30 protein-coding genes and 1 pseudogene are annotated in these 25,906 nt (G+C 65.7%); 17 read left to right on the top strand and 14 right to left on the bottom strand.

What is annotated here, in order from left to right:
- The first annotated feature begins 20 nt into the window (after positions 1-20).
- Both ATE67_RS18695 and ATE67_RS18690 read left to right on the top strand, forming a co-directional pair.
- Positions 21-1,043, top strand: coding sequence for a carbohydrate kinase family protein (locus tag ATE67_RS18695; protein ID WP_170935595.1), 1,023 nt, complete (start codon positions 21-23; stop codon positions 1,041-1,043).
- Positions 1,044-1,436: 393 nt separating this feature from the next.
- Positions 1,437-1,976: a class I SAM-dependent methyltransferase gene (locus ATE67_RS18690; RefSeq protein ID WP_197411995.1), complete on the top strand. Its 540-nt coding sequence runs from the start codon at positions 1,437-1,439 to the stop codon at positions 1,974-1,976.
- Positions 1,977-2,061: 85 nt separating this feature from the next.
- Here ATE67_RS18690 and ATE67_RS18685 read toward each other — a convergent pair whose 3' ends face one another.
- The 7 genes from ATE67_RS18685 to ATE67_RS18655 all read right to left on the bottom strand — a co-directional run bounded on the left by ATE67_RS18685 (position 2,062) and on the right by ATE67_RS18655 (position 11,141).
- Positions 2,062-3,399: an MFS transporter gene (locus ATE67_RS18685; protein ID WP_058818161.1), complete on the bottom strand. Its 1,338-nt coding sequence runs from the start codon at positions 3,397-3,399 to the stop codon at positions 2,062-2,064.
- 59 nt (positions 3,400-3,458) lie between these two features.
- Entirely contained in the window at positions 3,459-4,076 is a 618-nt protein-coding gene (locus ATE67_RS18680) for a hypothetical protein (protein ID WP_058818160.1), read from the bottom strand.
- A gap of 17 nt (positions 4,077-4,093) precedes the next feature.
- Positions 4,094-4,816: a HupE/UreJ family protein gene (locus ATE67_RS18675; protein ID WP_058818159.1), complete on the bottom strand. Its 723-nt coding sequence runs from the start codon at positions 4,814-4,816 to the stop codon at positions 4,094-4,096.
- A 59-nt stretch (positions 4,817-4,875) separates the two neighbouring features.
- Positions 4,876-8,121, bottom strand: coding sequence for an efflux RND transporter permease subunit (locus ATE67_RS18670; RefSeq protein ID WP_058818158.1), 3,246 nt, complete (start codon positions 8,119-8,121; stop codon positions 4,876-4,878).
- Positions 8,111-9,358, bottom strand: a complete 1,248-nt coding sequence (locus ATE67_RS18665) for an efflux RND transporter periplasmic adaptor subunit (protein ID WP_058818157.1) — start codon at positions 9,356-9,358, stop codon at positions 8,111-8,113. The genes ATE67_RS18670 and ATE67_RS18665 overlap by 11 nt, the downstream gene beginning before the upstream one ends.
- Positions 9,355-10,638 (bottom strand): TolC family protein, encoded by a 1,284-nt coding sequence (locus ATE67_RS18660; RefSeq protein ID WP_058818156.1) that lies wholly within the window; start codon positions 10,636-10,638, stop codon positions 9,355-9,357. Before ATE67_RS18660 ends, ATE67_RS18665 begins: the two co-directional genes overlap by 4 nt.
- Before the next feature lie 62 nt (positions 10,639-10,700).
- Entirely contained in the window at positions 10,701-11,141 is a 441-nt protein-coding gene (locus ATE67_RS18655) for a hypothetical protein (protein WP_141134012.1), read from the bottom strand.
- Between ATE67_RS18655 and ATE67_RS21510 the strand changes: the two genes are divergently transcribed.
- Positions 11,134-11,577: a hypothetical protein gene (locus ATE67_RS21510; RefSeq protein WP_156417109.1), complete on the top strand. Its 444-nt coding sequence runs from the start codon at positions 11,134-11,136 to the stop codon at positions 11,575-11,577. The two genes, ATE67_RS18655 and ATE67_RS21510, sit on opposite strands and share 8 nt — an antisense overlap.
- Positions 11,578-11,870: 293 nt before the next feature.
- The gene (locus ATE67_RS18645; protein ID WP_058818153.1) at positions 11,871-12,191 is read left to right on the top strand and encodes a DUF736 domain-containing protein; all 321 of its coding nucleotides are present in this window, start codon (positions 11,871-11,873) and stop codon (positions 12,189-12,191) included.
- Between the two features lie 76 nt (positions 12,192-12,267).
- On the opposite strand, the gene ATE67_RS18640 is transcribed toward ATE67_RS18645, so the two are convergent.
- Both ATE67_RS18640 and ATE67_RS18635 read right to left on the bottom strand, forming a co-directional pair.
- Positions 12,268-13,542, bottom strand: coding sequence for a type II toxin-antitoxin system HipA family toxin (locus ATE67_RS18640; RefSeq protein ID WP_058818152.1), 1,275 nt, complete (start codon positions 13,540-13,542; stop codon positions 12,268-12,270).
- A complete protein-coding gene (locus tag ATE67_RS18635) occupies positions 13,532-13,882 on the bottom strand; it encodes a helix-turn-helix domain-containing protein (RefSeq protein WP_058818151.1) in 351 nt (116 codons plus the stop codon). The genes ATE67_RS18640 and ATE67_RS18635 overlap by 11 nt, the downstream gene beginning before the upstream one ends.
- Before the next feature lie 341 nt (positions 13,883-14,223).
- Here ATE67_RS18635 and ATE67_RS21765 point away from each other — a divergent pair, with 341 nt between their 5' ends.
- From ATE67_RS21765 to ATE67_RS18575, 13 genes are all read left to right on the top strand, one after another.
- Positions 14,224-14,388, top strand: a complete 165-nt coding sequence (locus ATE67_RS21765; RefSeq protein ID WP_170935594.1) for a hypothetical protein — start codon at positions 14,224-14,226, stop codon at positions 14,386-14,388.
- 123 nt (positions 14,389-14,511) lie between these two features.
- The gene (locus ATE67_RS18630) at positions 14,512-14,952 is read left to right on the top strand and encodes a hypothetical protein (protein ID WP_156417108.1); all 441 of its coding nucleotides are present in this window, start codon (positions 14,512-14,514) and stop codon (positions 14,950-14,952) included.
- Between the two features lie 322 nt (positions 14,953-15,274).
- A complete protein-coding gene (locus ATE67_RS18625; RefSeq protein ID WP_058818212.1) occupies positions 15,275-15,589 on the top strand; it encodes a DUF736 domain-containing protein in 315 nt (104 codons plus the stop codon).
- 125 nt (positions 15,590-15,714) lie between these two features.
- The gene (locus ATE67_RS21760) at positions 15,715-16,008 is read left to right on the top strand and encodes a transcriptional regulator domain-containing protein (RefSeq protein ID WP_197411994.1); all 294 of its coding nucleotides are present in this window, start codon (positions 15,715-15,717) and stop codon (positions 16,006-16,008) included.
- Entirely contained in the window at positions 15,980-16,513 is a 534-nt protein-coding gene (locus ATE67_RS18615; RefSeq protein WP_231728227.1) for a DUF2285 domain-containing protein, read from the top strand. The genes ATE67_RS21760 and ATE67_RS18615 overlap by 29 nt, the downstream gene beginning before the upstream one ends.
- 98 nt (positions 16,514-16,611) lie before the next feature.
- Positions 16,612-16,863, top strand: coding sequence for a helix-turn-helix transcriptional regulator (locus tag ATE67_RS18610; RefSeq protein ID WP_053555711.1), 252 nt, complete (start codon positions 16,612-16,614; stop codon positions 16,861-16,863).
- Positions 16,860-17,369, top strand: a complete 510-nt coding sequence (locus tag ATE67_RS18605; protein ID WP_058818148.1) for a DUF2840 domain-containing protein — start codon at positions 16,860-16,862, stop codon at positions 17,367-17,369. Before ATE67_RS18610 ends, ATE67_RS18605 begins: the two co-directional genes overlap by 4 nt.
- Positions 17,366-17,935, top strand: a complete 570-nt coding sequence (locus ATE67_RS18600; RefSeq protein ID WP_058818147.1) for a S26 family signal peptidase — start codon at positions 17,366-17,368, stop codon at positions 17,933-17,935. Before ATE67_RS18605 ends, ATE67_RS18600 begins: the two co-directional genes overlap by 4 nt.
- Before the next feature lie 5 nt (positions 17,936-17,940).
- A complete protein-coding gene (locus ATE67_RS18595; protein ID WP_058818210.1) occupies positions 17,941-18,273 on the top strand; it encodes a DUF736 domain-containing protein in 333 nt (110 codons plus the stop codon).
- 3 nt (positions 18,274-18,276) lie between these two features.
- Positions 18,277-19,026 carry a lytic transglycosylase domain-containing protein gene (locus ATE67_RS18590; protein ID WP_082660503.1) on the top strand — a complete coding sequence of 250 codons (750 nt, stop codon included), beginning with the start codon at positions 18,277-18,279 and terminating at the stop codon, positions 19,024-19,026.
- A 231-nt stretch (positions 19,027-19,257) separates the two neighbouring features.
- Positions 19,258-21,003: a relaxase/mobilization nuclease domain-containing protein gene (locus ATE67_RS18585; RefSeq protein WP_058818146.1), complete on the top strand. Its 1,746-nt coding sequence runs from the start codon at positions 19,258-19,260 to the stop codon at positions 21,001-21,003.
- Positions 21,004-21,031: 28 nt separating this feature from the next.
- Positions 21,032-23,080 carry a conjugal transfer protein TraG gene (locus ATE67_RS18580; RefSeq protein WP_058818145.1) on the top strand — a complete coding sequence of 683 codons (2,049 nt, stop codon included), beginning with the start codon at positions 21,032-21,034 and terminating at the stop codon, positions 23,078-23,080.
- On the top strand, positions 23,077-23,517 hold the full coding sequence (locus ATE67_RS18575; protein WP_058818144.1) for a ribbon-helix-helix protein, CopG family: 441 nt from the start codon (positions 23,077-23,079) through the stop codon (positions 23,515-23,517). Before ATE67_RS18580 ends, ATE67_RS18575 begins: the two co-directional genes overlap by 4 nt.
- On the opposite strand, the gene ATE67_RS21930 is transcribed toward ATE67_RS18575, so the two are convergent.
- The 5 genes and pseudogenes from ATE67_RS21930 to ATE67_RS18555 form a co-directional block, all read right to left on the bottom strand.
- Complete coding sequence (locus ATE67_RS21930) at positions 23,493-23,879, bottom strand: MarR family transcriptional regulator (RefSeq protein WP_058818208.1); 387 nt, start codon at positions 23,877-23,879, stop codon at positions 23,493-23,495. The two genes, ATE67_RS18575 and ATE67_RS21930, sit on opposite strands and share 25 nt — an antisense overlap.
- 108 nt (positions 23,880-23,987) lie before the next feature.
- A pseudogene (locus tag ATE67_RS22115) lies at positions 23,988-24,227 on the bottom strand (JAB domain-containing protein); the annotation flags it as partial.
- A gap of 209 nt (positions 24,228-24,436) precedes the next feature.
- Complete coding sequence (locus ATE67_RS21750; RefSeq protein WP_058818143.1) at positions 24,437-24,910, bottom strand: hypothetical protein; 474 nt, start codon at positions 24,908-24,910, stop codon at positions 24,437-24,439.
- A 41-nt stretch (positions 24,911-24,951) separates the two neighbouring features.
- Positions 24,952-25,284, bottom strand: coding sequence for a hypothetical protein (locus tag ATE67_RS18560; RefSeq protein WP_058818142.1), 333 nt, complete (start codon positions 25,282-25,284; stop codon positions 24,952-24,954).
- 62 nt (positions 25,285-25,346) lie between these two features.
- Positions 25,347-25,865, bottom strand: coding sequence for a LuxR C-terminal-related transcriptional regulator (locus tag ATE67_RS18555; RefSeq protein WP_058818141.1), 519 nt, complete (start codon positions 25,863-25,865; stop codon positions 25,347-25,349).
- Positions 25,866-25,906 lie beyond the last annotated feature (41 nt).

The raw sequence follows: 25,906 nt of genomic DNA, 5'->3' as shown, positions 1-25,906 counted from the left end.
GCAAAGGAGACTCCGCGGTCGTGACCGATCCAGACATTCTTGCAACAGGGTTCGTTGCGCTCGACGTGATCTGGCGCCCCGGCAGAAAGGGCGCATCGCTCGCCGCTGGGGGTTCATGCGGTAACGTTGCAGCGACCCTCGCAAGCTTTGGGAACGACGTGGCTTTGGTCGCCAAGCTCGGAGCGGATGCTGAAGCCGCTGCGGTAATCGATGACCTCGTTCGCGCCGGAGTTCGGCCCCATCTCCTCAGGCGTGACAGCCGGACGGAGACGCCGGTCGTAATCCACGAGATACTTGAAGGGCCGCGAGATCACCGTTTCTTGTTGAATGACCCTGAAACAGGAGCACGGCTGCCGCGTTACAGCCCGCCTGATCCCTTAGACATTCACGCAGCCAAGCTGCTCGCTCCAAAGGTTTTTTACTTCGACCGTCTGTCTCCGGGGATTATCGACCTTGCCAGACAGTTGAAGGAAAACGGCGCGATCACTTTCTTCGAGCCGTCGGATATTTCGGGCGACATCTCGATGACTGACGTAGAGCCGTTCGTCGATATCCTGAAAATCTCTGCCCAACGAGCGCACGAGTTCGGGGGTCGGCTTCGCTATTCGAGCCCAATTCAGATTTTGACGGATGGCCGTCGAGGATTGGATGTCCGGCTTGGCGGAGCGGAAGATTCAGAGTTCCACCACCTTCCTGCAGTGCTGATTGAAGGGGTGGTCGACTCCGCCGGTGCCGGGGACGCCGTATCGAGCGCTCTGATTGCAGCAATCCTGGATGATTGGACAGGCGAAATTCCAACTCCGGATCTAGCATTGTACGGGTTGCGGCGAGGCCAGGTCCTTGCTGCGTTGAATTGTCGCTTCGCTGGTGCCAGGGGCGCTTTGCAGTCGCTCGGTGTGGAAGTGGTTACGACTGTTCTAGACGAGGCCATGCGGGCGAATGCGCCCTCTTATCAGCATGAGCTTTTTTGTCGCGAACCGTCTGACATTCTTGGACCTAACGCGCATCTGACTAAGCTTTCCGAGCGTTATAGCGCTCAGTAGACTGGAATTTGGCAAGTTCTTTAGACGCGGAGCAAAGCTTTGCAGGTGTCTTCTTTCCAATTTTTCGTCCCAAAGCCGACCGACAGAAATCGGCCAAATGTCGTTAATGCGCGGTCGCGTTCACCCGGTTCGGTTCGCTCTGCTTTGCCCTGTAAAGTCGTCGATCCGTTTCTTCGAAAACACCGTCCGTTACCGCGTGAGCACCCTTGCGCCGGCCGTCCCGGCAAAGATGACGGACACCGGTCGAGCTGGACGAAACGAATGAGATGCTCCAACCTCGTTACCGGTTTACCGCTGCAAGGCTAAAAAATGGGCACGGAATCGGAGCACTGGAACGGCGTCTATCGCAGCAAGGTGCCTGAGGACGTCAGCTGGCACCAATCCGAGCCCGCGATGTCGCTTGTCGCGCTCGATCGCATGGGCCTAGGTGCGGACGCCTCGATCGTCGATGTCGGCGGCGGGGCATCGCGGCTCCCCGCTGCGTTGCTGGCGCGCGGATTTCGCGACATTACCATTCTCGATATTGCGGCGTCCGCGCTGGATGCTGCTCGCGAGCGATTGGGTGAGGCGCGGGACGAAGTCGATTGGCAAGTCGCCGATGTGACGGCATGGAACCCTGCGCGCACGTTCGACATCTGGCATGACCGCGCCGTGTTTCATTTTCTTACCGAGCAGTGGCAGCGCGACGCCTATCGCAAGACATTGCTACAGGCGCTCAAGCCCGGTGGTACGCTCATCATCGCCACATTTGCGCTTGATGGCCCGGAGCGGTGCAGCGGACTTCCCGTCCGGCGCTACGATCCCGAGATGCTTGCCGCTGAATTCGGCCCCCCGTTCGAAATCGCCGGCGACTGGCAGGAAGATCATGTCACTCCTTGGGGAAGTGTGCAGCATTTTTGCTGGTGCGCCTTCCGGCGGACGGAAGCCGCCTGAGCGCACAAGTCGCCGTCGGCCTTACTCGGTCACATCATCGAACCATCGGCATTCAGCCGATCATCGGAGCCTTACGTTCCAGCCTTTATTGGCGACCCGGCCAGTTCGGGTGCAACTCATCGACAACAAAGCCATGCGTCGCGGCACCTTTGGCGTGCCCTTCGACAAGATGCGGGTGCCCGTCCGGGAGGTCGTCGTGGCTGTGCGCGATCACATCGGGATCCTCACGCGGCCAGATGCGGACCGCAACCAGCGTGCCGATAAAGGCGAGCGCAGCACTCGCTCCGAGCGCCATCTCCATGCCGGCGCGAGCGCCGACCTGTCCGGCGAGCGGATAGGCGATGAGCCAGCAGACATGGCTCAGCGCGAACTGGGCCGCGAACAGCGCGGGACGATCGTCGGCGCCCGAGGAGCGGCGCAGCAACCGCCCGCCCGGTGTGATGCTCGCCGCATAGCTCAGGCCGAGCGCGAACCAGCCGCCGAGGATGATGGGCCAATGACTGGTCTCGTCGGTGAACCGCCAAGCGATGGCGAGGGCCGCGAGCACCATGGTCATGGAGAGTGCCGCCGCAATCATGATGCTGCGGTCAGCGATGCGGTCGAGCAGGCGGGGAAGGAGGAGCGCCGCGATCATCGAGCCCCCGCCGAAAGCGGCGAGGGTGATCGCGACCTCGCTTTGCCCGAGGCCGAGCGCGCCGCGCACCAGCACCGGCGTGTTGACGATGACCATTGCGCTTGCGGCGGCGGCCGCGAGGGTGACGGCAAGAAGGCCGCGCAGGCGCGGCGTCTTCAGATATTGGCGGATGCCGCGCGTCGTCTTGTCGTAGATGCCGCGGGTCTCCGCCTTGGCTCCGGTTCGCGGCAAGGTTACCGACAGCACGAGCAGCGCCGAGGCCGCGAAACCGGCCGCGGTGCCCGAGAAGAGCCAGTGGAAGTTCATGATTCCGAGGAGCGCCGCGGCAAGCACCGGGCTCGCGAGGCTCTCCATGTCATAAGCGAGGCGTGAGAGCGACAGCGCCTTGGTATAATCCTTCTCCTCGGGGAGCACGTCGGGGATCGTCGCCTGGAAGGTCGGCGTGAACCCGGCCGACGCCGACTGAAGGATGAAAATCAGCACGTAAATCTGCCAGACCTGGTCGACAAAGGGCAGGGCGAGGGCGATCAGCCCGCGCGCGACGTCCATCGAGATCAGGAAAGCCTTGCGCGGCAGCCGGTTCGCATAGGCGCCGACGACGGGCGCGACGCCGATGTAGGCCACCATCTTGATCGCCATCGCCGTGCCGAGCACCGCGCCGGCCTTCGCACCTGCGATCTCGTAGGCGAGCAGTCCGAGCGCAACGGTCGCGAGTCCGGTCCCGACGAGCGCGATGATCTGCGCGAGGAAGAGGTGGCGATAGGTGCGGTTCGCAAGCACGTCGAGCATAGGATAGACCCTCGTTGGAACCTCCGGCCGCGCGTGCCGACCGGAGGTCCGGTGCCGCGTCAGGCGACGCGACGGATGTCTGTATAGGCGCCTTCGGTGCGCAGCGTAATCGTCACGGGCGCGCCCGAGCGGTTGCGCCAGAACCAGCCGTGCTTGCCGTCGAAGGCGGCGACAAGTTCGCCCTTTTCTCCGGTCGATTGCTTGCCCTTGCCATAGCTATGATAGTCGACGCCCGGCGCGTCGGCGTGGGTGTCGAAATTGACATGACCGCCCTCGACCGACCAGTCGAAGGCGATCTTCGCGTCCTTCGCCATCACGGCCTTGACCTCGGCGCCCTGGCCGGGCGCGAGCGTGAGCTTTGTGACGTCGGATCGCTGGACGGCGCCCGTCGTCGGCGGCGACGCTTTTTTCCCGGACCCTTCGGCGATGGCGATAACGGGGGCGGCGGCTGCGTTCGCGGCGCCGCGCGCGGCCTCTTCGGCGAGCTGCGTCTTGACTTCGCCCATCTGGGTAAGACCGAGCTGGCGGCCGACTCCGGTCGGGTCGATTGCATATTCGCTGGGGAGAACGACGGCGATGAGGATCGCGCCGGCAGCGACGATGGCAAGAGCGGTGGCGCGAAGAAGCTGGCCGGTGGTCGGCAGATCTTCGAGGCGGGGTTTCTGGCTGTTGAACATGATGGATTTCCTTTGAATCAGCTGATGGCGTAGCCGGCAAGCTGGTAGCCCACGAGCACGAAGCCCGCGGTCATCAGCAGCACATTGACGGCGAAGGCGTGGCGCATGAAGCTGGGGGTGCGGCGCCAGAAGCCCATGAGAATAAGGATGGTCCCGAGCGCGAGCAGCTGCCCGATCTCGACTCCGATATTGAAGGCGAGGAGGTTGGGGATCAGTCCTTCATTGGCGATCTCGAACTCGATGATCTTGGTGGCGAGGCCGAAGCCGTGGAAAAAGCCGAAGATCAACGTCGCGGCCTTGGTGTTCGGCTGGAAGCCGAACCAGCGCTGATAGGCGCCGAGATTGTCGAGCGCCTTATAGACGACCGACAGGCCGATGATCGCGTCGATGACATAGGCGTTGGCGCTGGTCCCGGTGAGCACGCCGAACAGCATCGTCGTCGAGTGGCCGATCGCGAACAGCGTCACGTAGAGGCCGATGTCCTTCATCCGGTAGAGGAAGAAGATGACGCCGAACAGGAAGAGCAGATGGTCGTAGCCGGAGACCATATGCTTGGCACCGAGATAGACGAAGGGCCAGAAGAGGATGCCGCTGCTTTCCTGGATATAGCCCTTGTCGCCCTCGGCGACATTGTGGGCCCAAGCGTCGGCGCCGGCGGCGAGGATAAGAAGGATCAGGCTCAGCGCAAGCAGGAGCCTCCGAGTGGTCGTCCCTGGCGGGGCGAACTGTGCTGCGAACATGCGAATATTCTCCGTGAATGGGAAGATCCCGCGCGCGCGAAGCGCGCGGGGTATCAAGGTCAGGCAGGTAGCGGTTCGGACGTGGATGCGGGCGAAGCCGCATCCCCCTTCGGCTTACGCCCATGAACCATGCGGTAGAGCGCCGGCAGCACGAGCAGGGTGAGGATCGTCGAGGAGACGATCCCGCCGATCACCACCGTCGCCAGCGGTCGCTGCACTTCGGCGCCCGCCCCGACATTGAACGCCATCGGCACGAAGCCGAGGCTCGCCACCAGCGCGGTCATCAGCACGGGGCGGAGGCGGGTGAGCGCGCCTTCGCGGATTGCGTCTTCGAGATTCGCCCCGCTTTCGCGAAGCTGGCGGATGAAGCTCAGCATCACGACGCCGTTGAGCACCGCGACGCCCGAGAGCGCGATGAAACCGACGCCCGCCGAGATCGACAACGGCATCCCGCGAATGAGGAGCGCGGCGACGCCTCCGGTGAGTGCCAGCGGCACACCCGAAAAGACGATCGCCGCGTCCTTGCCCGAGCGGAAAAGCGCGTACAGCAGTCCGACGATCAGGAGCAACGCCGCAGGCACCACGATCTGGAGGCGCTTCGCCGCCGAGATCAGCTGCTCGAAGGTGCCGCCATAGCTGATCCAGTAGCCGGGCGGCACTTCGACCTCGCCATCGACCTTGGCGCGCAGTTCCTCGATGAAGGAGCCAAGATCGCGGCCGCGCACATTGGCTGTGACCACGACCCGGCGCTTGCCATCCTCGCGGCTGATCTGGTTGGGACCGATCACGACCTCGACCTTCGCGACATCGGCGAGCGGCACGAAACCGCGCAGCCCCGCCTCGGGCGCCCCGCCCAGCGTCACGTCGGGCGAGAAGCTGTTGGCGGGGAGCGGAATGCGCAGACGGCCGATCTCGTCGACCCGCTCGCGAACGCTCTCGGGCAGCCGGACGATGATCGGGAAACGCCGGTCACCTTCGAATATCTGCCCGGCCTCGACACCGCCGATCGATACCGCAACGGTGTCCTGAATGTCGCCGACATTCAGACCAAACCGGGCGAGCGCCGCTCGATCGGGCGTGATCTGCAGCACCGGCAGCCCGGTTACCTGCTCGACGCTGACATCCGCCGCTCCGTCGATCCCTGCGACGACGCCCTCGACCTGCCGCCCGACTTCGAGCAGTGTATCGAGATCGTCGCCGAATATTTTGATCGCAACGTCGGCGCGAACTCCCGAGAGGAGCTCGTTGAACCGCATCTGGATCGGCTGGGTGAACTCGTAATTGTTGCCGGGTATCTTCGCGACCGCCGCCTGCATTTCGCGGACGAGCTCGGTCTTCGGCTTTCTCGGATCGGGCCAGTCCTTGCGATCCTTCAGGATAATGAAGGTATCGGCGACCGAGGGCGGCATCGGATCGGTCGCGACTTCCGCCGTGCCGATCTTTGCGACCACCCGGTCGACTTCCGGGAACTGCTTGATCCGCGCTTCGAGCGCAGTTTGCATCCCGACGGCCTGCGACAGGCTGGTGCCGGGGATGCGGAGGGCGTGCAGCGCGATATCGCCCTCGTCGAGGTTCGGCACGAACTCGGACCCCATGCGGCTCGCCGCAAAACCCGAGATAAGCACAAGGCCTACTGCTGCTGCGACGAAGGCGAAGCGAAGTTTCATCGCCTTGTCGAGTGCGGGAGCATAGGCGCGTCGCGCCCAGCCCATCAGCCGGCTTTCCTTCTCCTCGACCTTGCCCGTAACGAACAGCGCGATCGCCGCCGGCACGAACGTAAGCGAGAGGATGAGGGCAGCAGTCAGCGCCATCACGACGGTGATCGCCATCGGATGGAACATCTTCCCCTCGACGCCGGTCAGGGCGAAGATCGGAACATAGACGAGCGCGATGATCAGCACGCCGAACAGCGACGGGCGGATCACCTCCGACGTCGCCGAGGCGGCGAGCGTGAATCGCTCGCCCCGGTCGAGCAACCGGCCGAGCCTATGCTGTGCTTCGCCGAAGCGGCGCAGACAATTTTCGACGATGATCACCGCACCATCGACGATCAGGCCGAAATCAAGTGCACCGAGGCTCATCAGATTCCCCGACACGCCGCCGCGCACCATGCCGGTGATCGTCATCAGCATGGTGATCGGAATGACCGCGGCTGTGATCAGCGCCGCGCGAACATTGCCGAGCAGCAGGAACAGCACGACGATAACGAGCAGGGCACCTTCGAGAAGATTTTTCTCGACGGTCCAGATCGCCCGCTCGACGAGGTCGGTGCGGTCGTAGATCGGCACGGCCTTCACGCCCGCGGGGAGCGCCTTTGCCGCTACCTCCAGCCGCTCCGCCGCAGCGCGTGCGACGACACGGCTATTCTCGCCGGCCAGCATCATCACGGTTGCCAGGACGACCTCACGGCCGTTCTCGGTCGCAGCGCCGGTCCGCAGCTCTTCACCGAGACCGATGTCGGCGACATCGGCAACTCGGACCGGAATTCCGTTGCGATTGCTGACGATAATCGACTTCAGATCGTCGATCCCCGCCGCCTGCCCCGGGGTGCGGACCAGATATTGCTCGCCATAGCGCTCGACATAGCCCGCGCCGCGATTGTCGTTGTTGCGCTCCAGAGCACGAACCACATCGTCGAGTGCCAGGCCATAGGCCGAGAGCCGCGCCGGGATCGGGGTCACATGATATTGGCGTTCATAGCCGCCGATACTGTTGACCTCGGTCACCCCCGGCGTGTTGCGCAGCTGCGGCCGGATGACCCAGTCCTGCAAGGTGCGCAGATCTTCGGCCGTATAAGGGCTGCCATCTGGTTTCTTCGCGCCCGGTTCGGCCTCCAATGTGTACATGAAGATCTCGCCGAGCCCGGTCGCGATCGGCCCCATTTCGGGCGAAATGCCCGGTGGAAGCTGCTCGCGCGCGGTCTGGAGTCGTTCGTTGATGAGCTGACGTGCGAAGTAGATGCTCGTACCATCCTCGAACACGACCGTGACCTGACTGAGGCCGTAGCGCGAGATCGAGCGCGTATATTTGAGTCCGGGCAGGCCGGCGATTGCCGTCTCGACCGGGAAGGTCACGCGCTGCTCGGCTTCGAGCGGCGAGAAGCCCGGTGCCGACGTGTTGATCTGGACCTGGACGTTGGTGATGTCCGGCGTGGCGTCGATCGGCAGCCGCTGGAAGCTCCAGACGCCGATCGCGCACAGGAGGAGTACGACCGAGAGGACGGCCCAGCGGAACCGGATCGCACCGGCGATCATCCGCTCGAGCAAGGGAAGCTGGCCCGGCGGGTTGGTACTATCAGTGGTCATGGCTGGCCCCCGATTTCTCGATGTCGGCGCGGATCAGAAAGGCGCCGTCGGTAACATAGACCTCGCCGGGCGCGAGCCCGCCGAGCACTTCGGTCCATTCGGGCGTGCGGCGCCCTATTTCGAGCATCCGCACCTCATAGGTGTTGCCGACCTTGGCGAAGACCACCTCGAAATCGCGGAAGCGCTGGATCGCCTTTGTCCGCACTGCGATCGGCGCATTCGTCTGCGCGACCGCAAAGCTGCCCTCGACCCCCATGCCCGGCCGGAACTCGCGCGACGCTGCCGGAGGCAGATGGACATGCGCCATCATCGTCTGGCTCGCGACATCGGCGGTCGGAAGCACCGCCTCGACTTCGCCGGCGAACTGCCCTTCGCCCGAAAGGCTCTTGAGCGTCACCGGCTGGCCGACGCCGATGCGCTCGGCATCGCGCGGATATACGAAGAATTCGGCATGGAGCCGCGTCGGGTCGGCAATGACGAAAAGCGCGCGATCGCCAGTGGTGTCGCCGACATTGACATTCTTCTCGACGATCGTGCCGCTGATCGGCGCGGTGACCGTATAGACCTGAAGCGAATGGCTCGATTCCACCCGGGCCAGCACTTGGCCGCGTCGGACTTGCTGTCCGAGCTTGCCGCTGAGCGAGACGATCAGTCCGGGCAGACGGGCACGAACATCGGCCTTGCCCTCGGGCGTGATCTCGATCCGCCCGCCCATGTCGATCAGATCGCTCACCGTCGCGGGGCCCGCCGCCTCGGTCTTGATCCCGCCGGCTTTTGCGGCCGCGGCATCGATCACCGTGCGGCCTTCATAGGACTGGTAGGACCATTTATGGTTTCGCCCACCTTCCGCCGCAGCGACGCGGACATCGAAGCTGTGCGGCTCGGTGACAACGCCGCTGCCGCGCAGGAAATCCTCCTGCGGGGTAAAGGCGAACGTGTCGATCTTGCCCCCCAGGCGGACGAGCTGCATCGACAGCTGGACCTCGCCCGGTTTGACCGGCTTGTCGCCCCGATAGGCGTAGACGCGGAACTCGGGATCGACGCCGTCCTCGAAGATTGTAATCTCAAGGGCGAAATCGCCGTCGCGCAGCATGCGTCCACGGTGTGGGCCGCGCTCATACTCTCCGGCGGCGGCCGTCTCTTCGCCGCCCTCCTTGGTTGCTGGGCTGTCGCTGCACGAAGCGAGCAGCGCGATGGCAAGCAAGGGCAAGGCCAGTATCAAATGTTTCTTGTTCATCGCGCAGTCTCCATCGTCGCGAGAAGGGGCGCATGGCGGCCGGTGAGCCGGTCGAGCCGCACGCCCAGAAGGTGAAAGCGGCGCAGCAGCTCGACGCGGCGCGAACGCGCTTCGCTCAAGGCTGTCTGCGCCTGGCTGAATTCGAGGAACGTGAAAGCGGTGCCGCCACGGGCGAGCCCGTCCTGGATGAGGCGAACGGCGCGGCTGGCGCTTGGCAACACCTCGGCATCGATCCGTTTGATTTCCGCCGCGATCAGGCCTCGCTCGGCAACGAGCCGGTCGATCTCTCGGCCGATCTCGACGCGCGTCACCGCAATGTCCGCTTCGATCGCCCGCTGTTCGGCCTCGGCCCGGACGATATTGCCGCGATTGGCAGCCTTGGTTCCGAGCGGGATCGAGCCACCCACCATGACGGCAAAATCATTGCCTTCGCCGAAGTGACGAAACCCGACCCGGCCGCTCGGATCGGCGACATTGCCGGTCTCCGCGAGCTTCACTTTCGCTTCGGCTGCGGCCCGTTCTGCATCGAGAACGGCAACATCCGCCGAGTCTCCACCGGGCGGAACCGTCACTTCGAACGATTGGAACAGGGCTGGATCGAGTTTGAAGTCACCCGTGCCGCCCCACCAGGCTGCGAGATTCGCGCGCGCAATGCGGGCATTCTCGCGCGCCTGTTCGACGGCGATCTCGGCCTGCGCGACATTGGTCCGTGCGCGTTCGGCTGCGAACCATGGGTCGAGCGCGCCGGTGACGCGCTTCACGACATCGAGTTCGACGCGCTTGAGGTCGGCCAGCCGGGTCTCGGCGACCGGGATCGCGGCTTCGGCGGCAAGGGCCTCCACCCACGCCGCTTGGACGCGTGCGAGACGGTCGAGCAGGCGAACCCTGTTCTGGGCGCCGACGACGGCAACATCTGCCCGCGCGGCGCCGATACGCGCTTCGCGTTTTCCGCCGCGCTCCCATGTCCGCTCATACCAGCCGGTCGTCTGCGACCGGTTCAGCGGAGAATAGGGGCCGGTGCCAGCGAAATCCTCGAAATCGGCGCCGACCACGTCGCGTGGCCGAACATCGGCCTGCAAGATGGCGGCGTCCGCGGCTTCGAGGCGAGCGGCATTGGCGACGATAGCGGGATCGCTGGTTGCAACCCGCGATAGTGCGTCGTCCAGACTTAGATTTTGCGCCCAAACGGGCTGCGCGGCGGCAGCCAGCAGGACGCCCCCGCAGAGCAAGGCCCTGCGGATAGCATGCGCGCCGAAGCGCGCTCGAGATATGGAATACATGTGATAGCAGCCTCGCTGAAAGGCGTGGGAACATCCCACGCCGTGTCAGCAGGCGCGGGAACTCAGGCGTTCAGCGAGGTGGTTCTGGGCGGGCGTTCGGGTCCAATAGCTCGCAGCCCCGCGATATGCGGATCCTCGCCGATACCATGGAGACCGGCAACCGGTGCAAAGGCCGATGCGGAAGCGGTGTCGGGAACAAGGAGGTTTGGGCCGGTGTCGCCGTGATGGTGATGCCCGCCGGCGAGATGATCGCCCGGCTGATCCTCATCGTCGGGCACGCTGCCATGATGATCGGTATGATTGGCGTGATCGTCATCGCTGTTGTGCACGGCATCGACGGAAAAATTGCCCAGACCAATATGGTCGTGCGCGACCATCAGCGCCGGAGCGTGCTGGATTTGATCAGCCGCTTTGGCGGGCAGCGTTGCCACATAGAACATCAGCAATGCGACGCAGAGCGCGGCCATGAGACGGTCCAGAGCGGGGGCGATCGACTTGAGCACGGTCCCGCGTGTAATTGCGCGGCGCTCGCTTGACAAGCCGAGCACCGACGTCGCCGCTATCCATGAGGGACCAGCCCGCTTCATCACGAGTATTGCCGGGATTCATGCACCCCGATTCCCGGATTGGGCTTTATCGCCGCTGAAAATAGACACGCTCGGCCGCCATGTCGGCGATCGCATCGAAGCCCGCTTCGCGCCAAGCCCGTCGGTGGGGAGGCTCGGCCTGCTCGTCCATGCACCACCATTGCGGGTCTGCCGCAGCGCGCGGCAACAAGCCGCGGACGATGCTCTCGATCTGGGCAAAGCTCAGTTCGACACCAGGGGCGTCGTTGCGGACTTTCCACCTTCGCAAAAAGCTCCCAAGCGCATCATATTTGCCCATGGCGGCATCCTCAATCCCGGCAACAATGAGTCAGGACAAGCTCTGACCCCTTAAACGCGCCTGCCGCTTTCAAGGCGCTACCGAGCTGCAGCGGATCGTCGTGGCGGAAAGACAGGTAGCGCCCGATGCCACAAGTGCCCTTGTCCAATAGCCGATGAATGACGGCGGCAGCAAGCCTCCCCGGTCGATCGTCCACCCCTCTAGGGCGCTTTTCTATGGGCCTCGGATCGCCTCCGGCCGTCAACCCCGTTCGGGGTTCCCCGTCACGATGTTCCGGTGACGGCGGCTCCCGGCCCCTCGTGCAAGCGCCATCGGGATGGTCCCGATCGAACCCAGGAGACTTAATCATGGCCACCATCGCAAATCTCACCGTCAAGGCGGACGGCAGCTTCGAAGGCACGCTCGCCACCCTCAACGTCACCGCGCCAATCGCGATCGTCTCGAATGGTCGCAAAGCCAAGGACAGCGAGCCCGATTACCGCATCGTCAGCCGCAAGAACGGCTTTGAGCTCGGTGCCGGCTGGAAGCGCTTCTCGCAGAACACCGGTGCCGAATATGTGTCGGTGTCGCTTTCGGCACCCGAGTTCGGCACCATCTACGGCAATATCGCCAATGCGCCGGGCGACGATCCGATGAAGAAGGTCATCATCTGGAACCCGCCGTCGTGACGGCCCGTGCCGGCCCCGCTTTCGAGCGGGGCCGACCTGATTTGTGCAATTGCATCGGGGTATGCTGCGACCACGATCAGCCTGGGGCGGCGGCAAAACCCTCGAAGGCGAACGGGTTGAGGAACTGCCGCCGCCACAGGAACGCGCGCTCGGCGCCGCCGAGTGCTGCTTCGTCGCACACCGCATCCCAATGGGCCTCGATCGCAGCCTGCTGACCCGCGATGATGGCGCGTGCGCGCGCATCGTCGAGGTGAAAGACGGGCGCGGCCTCGAGAGACAGCGACAATTGGCTGAACCGCCGGTTGCCGAGGATGAGCATCGCCTGCGTCGCCTCGCCGCCGGTGCGGCCTTGCGGGCAGATGTCATAGGCGGGCGTAAGCTCCAGCGTCCCGCCGTCCCAGAAGGCGGCATGGTTGCGCGCATGATCGTCGGTGTTGCCGCACAGAATGTTGAATATGATGCGCGCGTAAAGTTCGGCGAGCGTCGCTGCGGGATCGACGAACCGGTGACGGATCACGGTCGCGAGATCCTCATAGCTCGCATAACGCGCCTCGGTCTCGTCGAGGGCAAGGAGGGTGAGCGCCGACACCACGCCGCGCCGGGTCCAATCGTCCTCCTTGGGTGCGCGGTCGAAGCGCTCGACGAGCAACACATCCTTGCCGAGCGCGCGCGCAAGCTTGACCGGTGCGACATCGAGGCCCGCGCGCGCGGCGAGGCGCATCGCGACATATTCGGCTTTCACGACATTATAGATGTCGGCTGCCGCAGAAAATTTGGCGATATATTTGCGCGCGCCATCGTCGATCAGCGCCTTGGGACGCGCGCCGCCAAGCGATGTGCCATGTTGCAGCGCTTGGTCGAGCTCGGGCGTGAGCGGCACGCCCCGCTCGACGCGCTCGGCCGACTCCATCAGTTCGGCGAGCGTCGCATTCTGCCGCTGGCGCGGTACATAGTCGGTGGCCGACGCCTGGAAATCGAGCATGCCGATGCGGTCGGAGCCGGATTCGAGGAGATAGGTCAACTCGTCCAGCTCGGCTGGAGCCAGCTCGCCTTCGTCGCGCCCGCCGATCCGGTTGATGATGACGCGCCGGCCCCATGCGTCGGGCGATCCGTCGCGGATCGCGCTTGGCAGCTGCATCTTGCTCGCCGCCTCGATCAGGCCGGCGCGCAGCGGCAATTCGGGCTCGTAGATCGCGATGGCATCCGCGCGGGCCAGATAGCTTTGGCCATAGTTGAAGGTGAGCCGGCTATCGCTCGCGCGCGCGAGCCTGCCCGCGACGACCGGCTCGGTTGCCCCGGGCAGCCATATCCAGACGAAGGCTTCGCCGGCTGGCGCGACGTCAGAAGTCATCCTTCACCTCGGATCGCGGCTTGTGAACGGCCTTGGGAAGCAGGCGCAGCTTCGTTTCCTGCTCGGCGAGATGTCCAGCGAGACGGTCCCGGTCGCTGTCGAACAGCGCGACCCCGACGATCGCTGCCGCCTCGAAGACGAGGCCGATGGCGCAGCGCGGGTCGCCCTGCTCGATACGGCGCATCATGTCGCGCGACACGCCGCTGCGCGTCGCGAGGTCTTCAACGCTCAGCCGCCGTTCGATCCGCCGGGCGCGAATGAGCCCGCCCAGCAGGCGCACAGCCTCGCGGGTGTAGCGCGAATAGCTGCGTGGGATTTTTTTTGTCGTCTCGTCGGCCATCGACCATCCTTTCGTTTTCCTTGGTCGTAATCGTCGCAAAAGTCAAGTTTTGCCTTACACATAAGCCATAATCCACATTATGACGTTCTTGTAAGTCATTTGTCAATTTCCAGCATGGGTTCGGAGGTGCGGGATGGCGCCGCCCGCGGGTGCGGGCCATCCCCGCTCGAATGCCGCTGATCCCTGGGTGCGAGGCCAGACCTCCTTCAATCAACCCGTAAAGGGTCCGCTACGCTCCGCGTGCGGCCGCAGCTTCGCTCGCGGTGATTGCGGCCTGCCCCCGACCGGCGGGGCGACTGTCGAGCGGGAATGGCCCGCTCCCAACGACAGGAGCTTGACCCATGCCGCTTTCCACTGCCCAATCGCTCGGCTGGAACCTTGCCCGCACGATGATGACCATCATCGTCCTCATCGAAACCGTCAAAGGCTATTCGGTGATGCCGCTCGACGAGTTCGACGGCGATCCCGACACGATCGTGTGCGAATATGACCCCTTCGGCCGCTGATCGCGTCCATCCCGGTCCGGGGCAGCGCCGCTCGCGGCACTGTCCTGGCCCGATTGCTGTGGAGACAGGCGGGCATATCACGCCGTCGAGGTCGTGGTCGGCGCGCCCGGCGGGGCGACGCCCATGACGCTGATGATCATCCTCGGCGGTATCGCCGCGCTCTATCTGATCGGGCTGCTGTTCCGGTTGGCGTCCTTGGCCTTGCCCGTCTGCCTCGGCCTTTGCGCCTTCCACCTCCTTCGCGATCAAGGATATGGATGGGGCGCAGCACTTGCGATGGGACTGCTTACCGGCATCGGGCTCCATCTGACAGCGCGGTGGCTGTTTTCTCGAACGACCTCGGCAAATATCCGGCTCCTGATCGGATTGCTTTTCATGGCTCCGGCGGGCGCTGCGGGCCTGGGAGCGGGAACGGCGCTGGCGGGCCTTCTCGGTATCGACGGCGGTTGGCGAACTTGTCTCGCGATTCTTGTCGGGGTCGCGGCGGCCTCTGCGAGTTGGCGGTCGCTGGCGGCAGACCGGTCGTCAATCGGCGCGATGCGAGACGAGCCGACCGTTCGATAGCGCGATATCCGGACCCGCCGGTGTTTCTTCGTCGCGGACGGCCTGGCCATTCTGCGCTTCCCGGTCGCTGGCCACGCCAGCACGGCCTCCCGGAATGCGCCATCTGTCAGCAAGCCGCTGCGCTGGTCCGGAACGCCGCAACGGCCATGACCGACTTTCTTCCCCCGGCGTGCCGCCGTTCCTCGCGAGACAAGAAAGACGGCCCGTGTCCGTCCTCCGCTGCGCTGCGGGCCTGGCGGCTGCGGCACCGGCCCCTTGCTGACCATCGATGCGCATCGAGGCCGCGCTGGTGCGGCCCGAGCCCAAGGAAAGGATAAGCATCATGGCCAGGATCGGCACGTTCAAGAAGGTTTCCGGCGAGTATCGGGGACAGATCGTCACTCTCTCGGTGCAAGCGAAATTGGTTCGCATCGTTCCGGAAGACAATCCGAGCGGCAACGCCCCCAGCCACCGCGTCTTCATCGGCGAGGCCGAAGTCGGCGCCGCCTGGGAAAAGAAGTCGCAGGACAAGCGCCCCTATCTGTCGGTCAAGCTCGACGATCCGACATTTGCCGCCCCCATCTTCGCCCAGCTCTTCGCCGGCGAAGGCGAGGAACATGATCTGGTCTGGAACCGCCAGGCCCGCCGCGGCGATTGAGCCCCCCTATCCCGCCCGGCAGCAGCCGGGCGGGATACCCATTTCTGGGGATCGGCCTTCCGCGATGTTGGAATAGGCCGATATCCTCCGATCGCGATGCTGCCGTCATCCCAATGGAGGTGACGGTGGCAGGCACGGCCGGATTACAGGTGACGCAGCGGGCGCTGCTCGATTTTCCGGGCTTCGCGCAGGAATTTCTGCGCCGCAACCCTGCTTATGTCCGCGACTATGACTGCGTTATGACCGGCGGGCGCCGCGGCGATATTGCCGCGCGGGAGGCGATGGCCCGGCGTTGGGGTCTTTGCTTTCCCATGTCCGCCGTTCCGCTCGGCGCGCGAAAGTCCTGCGCTCTGGTCGGCGGCGATCTGCGGTTACACCAACATCCTCGACGTGGCGCCGCCGGGATGCCCGGCGGCTGACGCCTTTGCGGTTCCGCCGTCCCATCTTGTCGTCGCCGATCGCCGCCTGGAAGATGGCCGGCACTTCGTCTTCGCCGACGACCGGGCCTGGCACCGCCTGTGGCTCCGCACCGACAGGCCCGGCGTCCCGCTTGCGAACCTGATCCTGCGCGATTCGTTGGTCGGCCTGCGCCACGAGGCGGCTGTGCGGTTCGATCGGTGGCTCGGCGATGGGCCCGGCCCGCCGCCTGCCGGCTTCTTGCCGACCGCCTATCAGGCGCGCCGCCTCGGCATGATGCTCGCCATTCTCGATCTCCTCCAGGAACCGGGCGGCGCCGGCGTCACCTCTCATGATGTCGCGCGCCTCATCATCTATCCACGCCTGTCGGTCGGCCGCGGCGCCGAATGGAAGTCCTCGTCCGAACGAAGGCGAACGCAGCGGTTGATCGAGGAAGCACGCGGTCTGATGCAGGGCGGTTATCGGGCGCTGCTCGCCGGCCCTGCGGGGCGACAAAAATTGCCCTGAATTTTAGCCGCTCCGGCTCTCGCTCATCTTCGCGCCACCACGCTCCACGACCCGCCGCACCGGCTTTTTTCGGCCCGGCGGCTGGAAGGAGCACGCGAATGAATCCCCCCTTGCCCGCCCTTGGCCCGCGCTATCTCAGAACGCCCGATGCCGCCCTGCATCTCGGGCTGTCGGCCCGCACCCTCGAGAAGCATCGCTGCTACGGGACCGGGCCCGCCTATCGCAAGCTTGGCGGACGCGTCGTCTATGGGATCGAGGATCTCGACGCCTGGGCTGAGATCGGCCGGCGCTCTTCGACCTCCGATCCGGGCAAGGGAACCGTCCATCCGGCGCGGCCGGTGCGCCGATGATGCCGCGCGATCGCATCGCGGCGGCGAGCACGGCAGCGGCGCAGCCGCCGCTGACCGAGGTCGAACTGACCTGGATCGAAGGCCGCACCGAGCAGTGGATCCGCTTTGGCCGCGTCGCCGCCGAGCGGATCGTCAGCCGCCGCAAGCGCATCGTCATGTTTCGTCCGGGAGCGACCTTCGCCTATCTGCGCTGGTCCTCGAACGACTTCGGCACCATCCACTCGAGTATCCAGATCGTCACCGCGGTCGCTGTCGGCGAGCCTCATACGGCGCTGCCGTTCGTCCGGCCCGGCGGCGAAATTCTGCTGCACATCGAGAGCTGGCCGAAGGTTTCGCGGGTGCTCGAAGCGGTCGATGCAGTCGAGGCCGCCGGGGTCGATCCGTGCGACGCATCGCCCGATCACTGGCGTCATGTCGCCGACCGTCTCGCAGCCGGGATGCCCTTTCGTCCCTATAGCGCCGCGCGCCATGCGGCATGGCTACGCCGCCGGGCGATCGAATCATGAACCGCGGCTACCTCCATGTTGCCGCTACCGCTGTGACATTGCTCAGTCTCTCAGCCTGGTTCGCGCCGGCGCCGCGCCTGCTGTGGAATGCGAGCCAAAGCGCGCCGGTCGGTCTGTATCGCATCGATCCCGGCGCCGCGCCCATGGTCGGCGATTGGGTCGCGATCGAACCGCCAGCTGAGCTCGCCGCCTACATGGCGCGGCGCAAATACCTGCCTCGCGGCGTGCCGCTTATCAAGCGCGTTGCCGCGCTCCCCGGCGCGCGCCTCTGTCGCTCGGGCGTCTTCGTGACCGTCGATGGCCGGGCCGTCGCCCGCGCGCTGGCGCGCGACCGGGCCGGCCGGCCGCTGCCGGTCTGGCTCGGCTGCCGCATCGTCCGGCCCCGCGAAATCTTCCTGATCAATGCGGCGCCGGACAGTCTCGACGGGCGGTACTTCGGGCCGCTTCCGACCACCGGCCTGCTCGGACCGGCGCACCCGATCCTGACCCGCGACGCCTCGGGCGCGCCGCTGCGCTGGCGCCCTTCGGGCCGCGATCTTGCTTTTCCCCGTAGCGAAATGGAGTGATATCGATGCTCATCGGAACTTTCGAAATGTGCGGCGACGGCTATGCCGGCCGTCTGCGCACCCTCACCTGCGATGCCGCGATCACCATCGTTCGGGCGCAGCCGTCGGCGGCTGAACATGCCCCCGAATGGCGGCTGTTCCTCGGCGACGCTGCAAGCGGAATCGAAATCGGTGCGGGCTGGAACCGCACCGGCGAGCGTGCCGGAGCATTCATCGCGGTGCAGATCGACGACCCCGCCTTCGCGGTTCCGCTCCGCGCGAACTTGCTTCGCGCGTCGCACGACGAGGGCGAACATCATCTGCTCTGGTCGCGCCCGTCGGCGCGCGAGCGGAGCTAGACCATGGCATACGGGCCGCGATCGTCCTGCACCGCCATTGCGCTCGCGCTGCGCTGGGCGGCACTCGGCGGCGCACTCGGCGCGCCCTTCGGCGGCGCATCCGCTGCCGTCGCCGCGCCGGCGGTGCGCGCCGATGTCCATCCCTATGCGGCGTCGGTCGCCGAGGCGTCGCAGCGTTTCGGCATCCCCGAACGCTGGATCTGGCGCGTCATGCATGCCGAAAGCCGGGGCAACGCGCGCGCCGTTTCGCACGCCGGCGCGATGGGGCTCATGCAGATCATGCCCGCGACCTGGGCGATGCTGTCGGCGCGCCACGGACTGGGTAGCGACCCGTTCGATGTGCGCTCGAACATCCTTGCGGGTGCCGCTTATCTGCGCGCGATGTGGGATCGCTACCGCGATGTGCCGCTGATGCTCGCGGCCTATAATGCGGGACCGGGCCGCGCCGACGCCTATGCGTCCGGACGGCGCGGACTGCCTGCCGAGACGCGCGCCTATGTCGCGCGGATCGCGCCCGAGCTTGGCGCTTCCGGCATTGCTTCGCGCGCCGCCGCGCCGCCTTCGGCCGCGCCGGGCTGGCAGCGATCGACGCTCTTTGCCGCGCGGGGCGACAATGCCTCTGTCGTCGAAGATCGCGCGCCGGCCGTGTCGGACTCGAACAGTCTGCCCGATAGTCCGACGGCCGCCGCGCCAGCCACTGGCGCCGGGCGGCACCCGCTCTTCGTCCCGCTTTCCGGTCAGGACCGTCGATGATGGCCTCGCTCGCTCCGCCGCGTTCGTCTGCGCCTTGTGGGGTAAAGCCGGCAGCGAATGGCAGGGTTGGATGGGATGGAAGGGAAGTATGGCGAGATAAAAGGGCTGCCAGCCATTTGGTCGAAGGAGGGCACAAATCTGGGGAAAATTCATATGGCTCGCAATTGCTCGGCCATATGATCGCAAACATTACTCAGCAAATACAGCATCTTGTAATATGGCAGGCCCGCCGTGAGCGGTGACGACGGTGAGTTCAAGGTCCGGCCGGGAAGGGTGCGGGACCGCGGGGCCGGGGCGTCGCGGCGGGGGCGTAGCCTCGCCGGGCAGGTGCGTCGCTCGATGGCGCGCAAGGGTTTCGCGCGTCGGCCGCCGGGGTCCGGCGGCGGCACCGGGCGTCATGGCCGCGGCCGCCGCGCGCTCGCGCGGGCGCGCTTCCGTGCCGATGGCCGCCGCGTCGTCATCAAGGCGCGGATCGTCCGCCACAAGGGGCAGCGCTTCCGCTCGGCGCCGCTCGCGCGCCATATCCAGTATCTCGAACGCGACGGCGTCACTCGCGACGGGCGCGACGCATCGATGTTCGACGCGGAGGGGGACAGCGCCGACTGCGCCGAATTCGCATCGCGCTGCGAGGATGATCGTCATCATTTCCGCTTCATCGTCAGTCCGGAAGATGCCGGGGAGATCGGCGACCTCAGGCGTTTCACCCGCGACCTCATGGCCGACATGGCAAGGGATCTCGAGACGCGGCTCGACTGGATCGCGGTCGATCACTGGAACACCGACAATCCGCACATCCATATCCTCGTGCGCGGCGTCGCGGACGACGGGAAGGATCTTGTCGTCGATCGCGGCTATATGAGCGAAGGGCTGCGCTGGCGCGCCGAGGATCTCGCCACGCTCGAGCTCGGGCCGCGCAGCGCGCGCGACATCGCCGATGCGCTCGCGCGCGAGGTCGACGCCGAACGCTGGACGGGCCTCGACCGGACGCTCGAGCGGATGGCCGCCGAGGGGGCAGGCGAGATCGATCTTCGACCGGATGGGCGGGCCGATGGGCATCTTCATCGGCAGCTGCTCGGCCGGGCAGCGAAGCTCGAGGCGCTCGGTCTTGCCGAGCAGATCGAGTCCGGCATCTGGGTGATGCGCGGCGATGCCGAAGCCGTGCTACGCGACCTCTCGGTTCGCGGCGACATCATCAAGACCATGCACCGCGCATTGACCCGCGATGGCGGCCGCTTCGACCCGTCGGTGCTTGCTCTCCACGACGACGTGCCCGCCGATCCGGTCATCGGCCGCCTCGTCGATCGCGGGCTTCACGACGAACTCGCCGGCAGCGCCTATGCGATTATCGACGGCGCCGACGGGCGCACGCACCATCTGCGGTTCGGTGACATGGAGATGACCGGCGACGCGCGGCCCGGCGCCATTGTCGAGCTTCGATCCTGGGCCGACGCGAAGGGGCAGATGCGGCAGTCGCTCGTGACGCGATCGGACCTGCCGCTGGGTGCGCAAGTGACGGCGCCCGGTGCGACCTGGCTCGACCGTCAACTCGTCGCCCGCGAGCCGGCGGCGAGCCATCAAGGCTTCGGACGCGAAATTCGCGATGCGATGGATGCGCGGTCGCGCCACCTCGCCGAGCAGGGACTGGCGAGCCGCCAGGGTCAGCGCGTCATTCTCGCGCAGGGTCTCATCGAGACCTTGAACGCGCGCGACCTCGACGCGGCGTTCCGCTCGATCGCCGAGCGCACCGGCCTCGCGCACAGGCCCTCGGGAGCCGATGACCATGTAAGCGGCATCTACCGCGAACGCGTCACTTTGTCTTCGGGCCGTTTCGCGATGATCGACGACGGGCTCGGTTTCCAGCTCGTTCCCTGGCGCCCGGCGCTCGACAAGCATCTTGGCCAGCATGTCACCGGGACGATGACGCCCGGCGGCACCGTCGACTGGGCGCTCGGGCGCGGCAGGGGCATCGGGCTGTGAGGCCGGGCATCCATCATGGGAGGCGAGCGTGAACGACAGGATTCTCTGGGGCCAGATAACGGCCGTGTTTCTGATCGTCCTCCTTGCGGTCTGGGGCGCGACGCAATGGACGGCGGCGGCGCTCGCCTTCCAGCCCGAGCTCGGCGAGCCCTGGTTCCGCCTTGGCGATTATCCCGTCTATCCGCCGCCGGCCTTCTTCTGGTGGTGGTTCGCCTTCGACGCCTATGCGCCGCCGATCTTCTATAAGGGCGCGCTGATCGCCGCGTCGGGCGGGTTCGCTGCCATCATCGTGGCGATCGCCATGTCGGTATGGCGCGCCCGCGAACGGCGGAAGGCCGAGACCTATGGTTCGGCGCGATGGGCGGGCCGGCGCGAGATACGCGCTGCCGGGATGCTCGGGGGCGAAGGGGTCGTGCTCGGCCGGTTCGGTAGCGACTATCTTAGGCATGACGGCGCCGAGCATATTCTCTGCTTCGCGCCGACACGGTCGGGCAAGGGCGTGGGGCTCGTCGTGCCCACTTTGCTCACCTGGCCGGGAAGCTGCATCGTCCATGACATCAAGGGCGAGAATTGGCAGCTGACCGCGGGCTTTCGCGCGCTGCACGGCCGCGTGCTGCTCTTCGATCCGACCAATGCCAAATCCTCAGCCTATAATCCCCTGCTCGAAGTGCGCCGCGGTGAATGGGAGGTGCGCGATGTCCAGAATGTCGCCGACGTGCTCGTCGACCCCGAAGGCAGTCTCGAGAAGCGCAACCATTGGGAGAAGACGAGCCATGCGCTGCTCGTCGGCGCGATCCTGCACGTGCTATACGCCGAGGAAGACAAGTCGCTCGCCGGTGTCGCCGCCTTTCTCTCCAATCCGCGGCGACCGATCGTCTCGACGCTGCGCCGCATGCAGACGACCCGGCATCTGGGGGACAAGGGCGTGCATCCCGTCGTCGCCGCGGCCGCGCAGGAATTGCTGAACAAGTCGGACAATGAACGCTCGGGGGTGCTCTCGACCGCCATGTCCTTCCTCGGCCTCTATCGCGACCCCGTCATCGCGGCGGTGACGGGCCGCTCCGAATGGCGGATTGCCGATCTGATGGCGGGGGACCGTCCGACCTCGCTCTATCTCGTCGTGCCGCCCGGCGACATCAGCCGGACGAAGCCGCTCATTCGCCTGATCCTCAACCAGATCGGACGGCGGCTCACCGAGGATCTCAATCCCGGCGCGCGGCCGCGGCGCCTGCTCCTGATGCTCGACGAGTTTCCGGCGCTGGGCCGCCTCGATTTCTTCGAAAGCGCGCTCGCCTTCATGGCGGGGTACGGCATCAAGGCTTTCCTGATCGCCCAGTCGCTCAACCAGATCGAAAAGGCCTATGGTCAGAACAATGCGATCCTCGACAATTGCCATGTCCGAGTGAGCTTCGCGACCAACGACGAGCGCACCGCCAAGCGCATTTCCGATGCGCTCGGGACTGCGACCGAAATGCGCGCGATGAAAAATTATGCCGGCCACCGTCTCTCGCCCTGGCTCGGCCATCTCATGGTCTCGCGCACCGAAACCGCCCGCGCCTTGCTCACGCCGGGCGAGGTGATGCAGCTGCCGCCCGGCGAACAGATCGTCATGGCCGCCGGCGTGCCGCCGATCCGGGCTGCGAAGGCACGCTATTATGTCGACCCCCGGTTCACGAGCCGCATTCTCGCGCCGCCACCGCCTGCCCGGGCGCCGAAACGGGCGGACGACGACTGGACGCCGCGGTCGCAGGAGCCGGCGCCCGTCCTTCTGCTTCCCGGACCCGGGCCTGCCGGACGCCGCGCATCGGCAGCGGAGGACGGCGACCCGAAAGCGGCTGCGCCAGCCGAGGCGGAAGCAACGGAGGAACAGGGGGCCAATTCGGGGATTCGGCGGGAGCCGGGCCTTGCCGATCATGAGGATGTGGCCCCCGAACCCGTGCCCGAGGTCAACGAGTTCGATTTCGACCGCGACGGCAAAGGGAGCAACGCGGCGCGCGACCGGCGCGCCATGGACCGGGCGATGCAGCGCAATGCACGCAACGCATCGCTCGACCCGGGCGATGGAATCGATCTGTGAAAAAGCCCGCGGTCAAACGGACCTTCCGCCTCGATGCCGCGCTTTGCCGCGAGCTCGACGAGCGGGCACGCAGCCGGCGCATGACGCGAACCGATATCGTCGAAGCGGCGCTCGCATCCTTGCTCACACCCGATCAGGAGGAGCGGCTCGAGGCCGTGCTTGCCCGGCGCCTCGACCGCCTGTCGCGGCAGATCGAGCGGCTCGAATGGCATATCGAGCTGTCGAACGAGACCGCCGCGCTGTTCATCCGGTCCTGGCTGACGAACAATCCGCCGCTCCCCGATGCGGCGCTGCAGGCGGCGCAGGCCACCGGCAAGAAACGGTGGGAGGCTTTCGTCGATACGCTCGCGCGCCGGATGGAACTTGGGCCGAAGTTCCAGGAGGAAGTATCGCTGGGCACACGGCCCGGCACTCATTCCTCGCCGGCCGCGAAATAGGCGGTAAGCCGGTGCGCGACTTCGGGCGCCAGCTGGATGAAGTTTCGCCGTCCGTCGGCGGGATCCGATGTGCGGACCAGGAGCTCGGCGTCGCAGAGCCGCTGGACCAGCCTCAGCGCGCTGCTCATCCCCAGCCCCGAGGCGATGCCGAGGCTGCTCGTCGACACCGGCTTCGCCTCGCCTTCATGAATGAAGAGGTCGATGAGCATGTCCCACGCCGGCTCGCCGAATAGCTCATCATTGCCCAGAAGCTGTTTGCGCAGCAACCGCCGGCGCAAGGTCCGGCGCGCATTGGCGAGTGCGAGGTCGGCAACTCCCTTCTCTGTCTCGATGCGGTCGCGGTGCCCGTCCCCGAGGGTCAACGGCGGTCCCGGTCTTCCCCTCGGCGGAGCTTTGCCGGCGGCCAGCCTATGGTGCTCGCGCTGGGTGACGATAATATGGTCGATGAGTTCGACGTCGAGCGCCCGGCCGATGCCCCGCAGGAGTTCGGTGACGCGAATATCGCTGTCGCTCGGGGTCGGGTCACCGCTTGGATGATTATGGACCAGCAGGATAGCTGCCGCATCCAGCTCGAGCGCGCGCCGGAAAATCGTGCGCGGATAAAGTGCCAGCTGCCGAACCGAGCCATGCTGCATTTGCTCGTCGGCGACGAGCCGGCGCGACGCGTCCAGAAACAGCACGCGAAGAATTTCCTCGGGCAGCGCGCCCATCGAGGTCTTGAAATATTCGATCAGTTTTGGGCTGGAGGGTTCGATCACGCGACCGAGCAATTCGGCGCGCATGGCTTCGAGGCCGGCCTCGCGCGCGGCAAGCAGAAGGCCTATGACCGGACTCTGCTTGCCGAGAATTCGCGCCAGCGCCTCGGGTGACCGCGACCAGATGCGATCGAGACTATGAAACTCGGCAAGTAGCGTTTCGGCTATCGATTGGCTGTTCTCGGGATCGATCGACGCGACGAGATGTACCAGGACGGCTCGCTGTCGCCGCGCGCCAGGCGTCGCTGGTGCCGCCAGGTTGCGAGGATGAGGATCGGCGGAACCAGCCACGAGGTCGCGACCTGCATCGTCAGATAAGCCGCCGGATGAATCTCCACATCGAGGAACCGGCTCGTGTGCGCGAGGAGCGGGAGTATATGGAGCACCGCGACGCACATGGGCCAGAAGCGATGCGCAAAAAGCGCGAGCAGGGTGGTTGCGGTCGCGCCGAACAGGTCGATCGCGAGATGGCCCGTGTCCAGCGATGCGAACTCGACCGGTACGAAAGCGTGGAGCATCTTGTCCGCTCCCACCATGGTCAGCGCGATCGCGGCCATCGCGCGTTCGGGTCCGCCCCCGCGCCAGGCGGCATAGCCAAGAGCAACCAGCAAGAAAGCGAGGAAAAATGCCATGCGCATCGCCCGAACCTTTCATGCTGATTGCTCCGGGTCAATCGGGGTCAGGCGGCCGCCGGAAGAGGCTCGGAAACCGCACCGGCGATCGCCGGGCATTCATGAAGGTCATAGCCCGCCGTCTCGCGTCCGATTTGCACGAGATCGCCATGGACGCGAAGGATGTCACCGCTCACATCGACCAGCGCCATCTGTGCCTTCGCGAGCCGCCGGATCGTTGCATGGCCGCTGGTGGCCGGCACCCCGATGGTATCGCGGCGTGCGGTCACGACACTTGTCATCAGCGAGGACACCGCGATGAGGGCATCGTCGACTCTGCCTTCCGCAGCCGGGACGTCGCGCTCGAGACGAGCTGCTGCAAAACTGGTTTCTTTGGACATGACTTCTCCTTTTCCGGAAAGCGGGGGCGATCCGGCGATTGCTTGGGCACAAGGGAAAGGGATCAGCCGGAGATCAGCGTCGTCAGCGCCTGGGCGATGGCGAGCCCCGATAAGATGAGCAGGACCAGTGCGACCAGCATGGCCGCCATGATCAGCGCTCGCCTTGTCCGGGCATGGTCATGCCTCCAGAAATCCCTGAACGGCGGGCTGGCCTCCATCGGCCCGTCCGCCGCCAGGACACTGTCGTTCAGCGCCATCGCGTCGGCCGGGCCTCCGTCCGGGAAGTGGGATGGCACGAGCGCAGGCGGCGGCGGAAGGTCGATCGGATCGCATGTGATCCGATCATAGGTCTGTTTGAGGCGGGCATAGACGATCGCGGTCTCGTCGCGGTTCGCCGTCCCCAATATGTCGCGCGCCTTGGTCAGCCGGAGATCGACGGTGGGCTTGGCGATTCCGAGCTGCCGCGCAATCTGCTTCGAGGTCTGTCGCTCGATCAGGAGATCGAGGCAGGCCCGCTGCTTGTCAGTGAGGCGCGCCCAGCGTTCGGCGTCCTCAAATGTGTGCGACCTCGAATCACTCATGTTCACACTCTTGTCAAAATCGCCTCCGGCACAAGCCCCGG

It is taken from the genome of Sphingopyxis sp. H050 (genome assembly GCF_001468265.1).
Taxonomy (GTDB): Bacteria; Pseudomonadota; Alphaproteobacteria; order Sphingomonadales; family Sphingomonadaceae; genus Sphingopyxis.
This window is presented reverse-complemented; position numbering and strand designations above follow the sequence as displayed.

Excerpts from the sequence above, each read along its gene's own strand:
- ATE67_RS18690 (WP_197411995.1), top strand. The coding sequence starts at position 1,437 with ATGTCGCTTGTCGCGCTCGATCGCATGGGCCTAGGTGCGGACGCCTCG.
- ATE67_RS18685 (WP_058818161.1), bottom strand. The coding sequence starts at position 3,399 with ATGCTCGACGTGCTTGCGAACCGCACCTATCGCCACCTCTTCCTCGCG.
- ATE67_RS18680 (WP_058818160.1), bottom strand. The coding sequence starts at position 4,076 with ATGTTCAACAGCCAGAAACCCCGCCTCGAAGATCTGCCGACCACCGGC.
- ATE67_RS18675 (WP_058818159.1), bottom strand. The coding sequence starts at position 4,816 with ATGTTCGCAGCACAGTTCGCCCCGCCAGGGACGACCACTCGGAGGCTC.
- ATE67_RS18670 (WP_058818158.1), bottom strand. The coding sequence starts at position 8,121 with ATGACCACTGATAGTACCAACCCGCCGGGCCAGCTTCCCTTGCTCGAG.
- ATE67_RS18665 (WP_058818157.1), bottom strand. The coding sequence starts at position 9,358 with ATGAACAAGAAACATTTGATACTGGCCTTGCCCTTGCTTGCCATCGCG.
- ATE67_RS18660 (WP_058818156.1), bottom strand. The coding sequence starts at position 10,638 with ATGTATTCCATATCTCGAGCGCGCTTCGGCGCGCATGCTATCCGCAGG.
- ATE67_RS18645 (WP_058818153.1), top strand. The coding sequence starts at position 11,871 with ATGGCCACCATCGCAAATCTCACCGTCAAGGCGGACGGCAGCTTCGAA.
- ATE67_RS18640 (WP_058818152.1), bottom strand. The coding sequence starts at position 13,542 with ATGACTTCTGACGTCGCGCCAGCCGGCGAAGCCTTCGTCTGGATATGG.
- ATE67_RS18635 (WP_058818151.1), bottom strand. The coding sequence starts at position 13,882 with ATGGCCGACGAGACGACAAAAAAAATCCCACGCAGCTATTCGCGCTAC.
- ATE67_RS21765 (WP_170935594.1), top strand. The coding sequence starts at position 14,224 with ATGCCGCTTTCCACTGCCCAATCGCTCGGCTGGAACCTTGCCCGCACG.
- ATE67_RS18630 (WP_156417108.1), top strand. The coding sequence starts at position 14,512 with ATGACGCTGATGATCATCCTCGGCGGTATCGCCGCGCTCTATCTGATC.
- ATE67_RS18625 (WP_058818212.1), top strand. The coding sequence starts at position 15,275 with ATGGCCAGGATCGGCACGTTCAAGAAGGTTTCCGGCGAGTATCGGGGA.
- ATE67_RS18610 (WP_053555711.1), top strand. The coding sequence starts at position 16,612 with ATGAATCCCCCCTTGCCCGCCCTTGGCCCGCGCTATCTCAGAACGCCC.
- ATE67_RS18605 (WP_058818148.1), top strand. The coding sequence starts at position 16,860 with ATGATGCCGCGCGATCGCATCGCGGCGGCGAGCACGGCAGCGGCGCAG.
- ATE67_RS18600 (WP_058818147.1), top strand. The coding sequence starts at position 17,366 with ATGAACCGCGGCTACCTCCATGTTGCCGCTACCGCTGTGACATTGCTC.
- ATE67_RS18595 (WP_058818210.1), top strand. The coding sequence starts at position 17,941 with ATGCTCATCGGAACTTTCGAAATGTGCGGCGACGGCTATGCCGGCCGT.
- ATE67_RS18590 (WP_082660503.1), top strand. The coding sequence starts at position 18,277 with ATGGCATACGGGCCGCGATCGTCCTGCACCGCCATTGCGCTCGCGCTG.
- ATE67_RS21750 (WP_058818143.1), bottom strand. The coding sequence starts at position 24,910 with ATGCGCATGGCATTTTTCCTCGCTTTCTTGCTGGTTGCTCTTGGCTAT.
- ATE67_RS18560 (WP_058818142.1), bottom strand. The coding sequence starts at position 25,284 with ATGTCCAAAGAAACCAGTTTTGCAGCAGCTCGTCTCGAGCGCGACGTC.
- ATE67_RS18555 (WP_058818141.1), bottom strand. The coding sequence starts at position 25,865 with ATGAGTGATTCGAGGTCGCACACATTTGAGGACGCCGAACGCTGGGCG.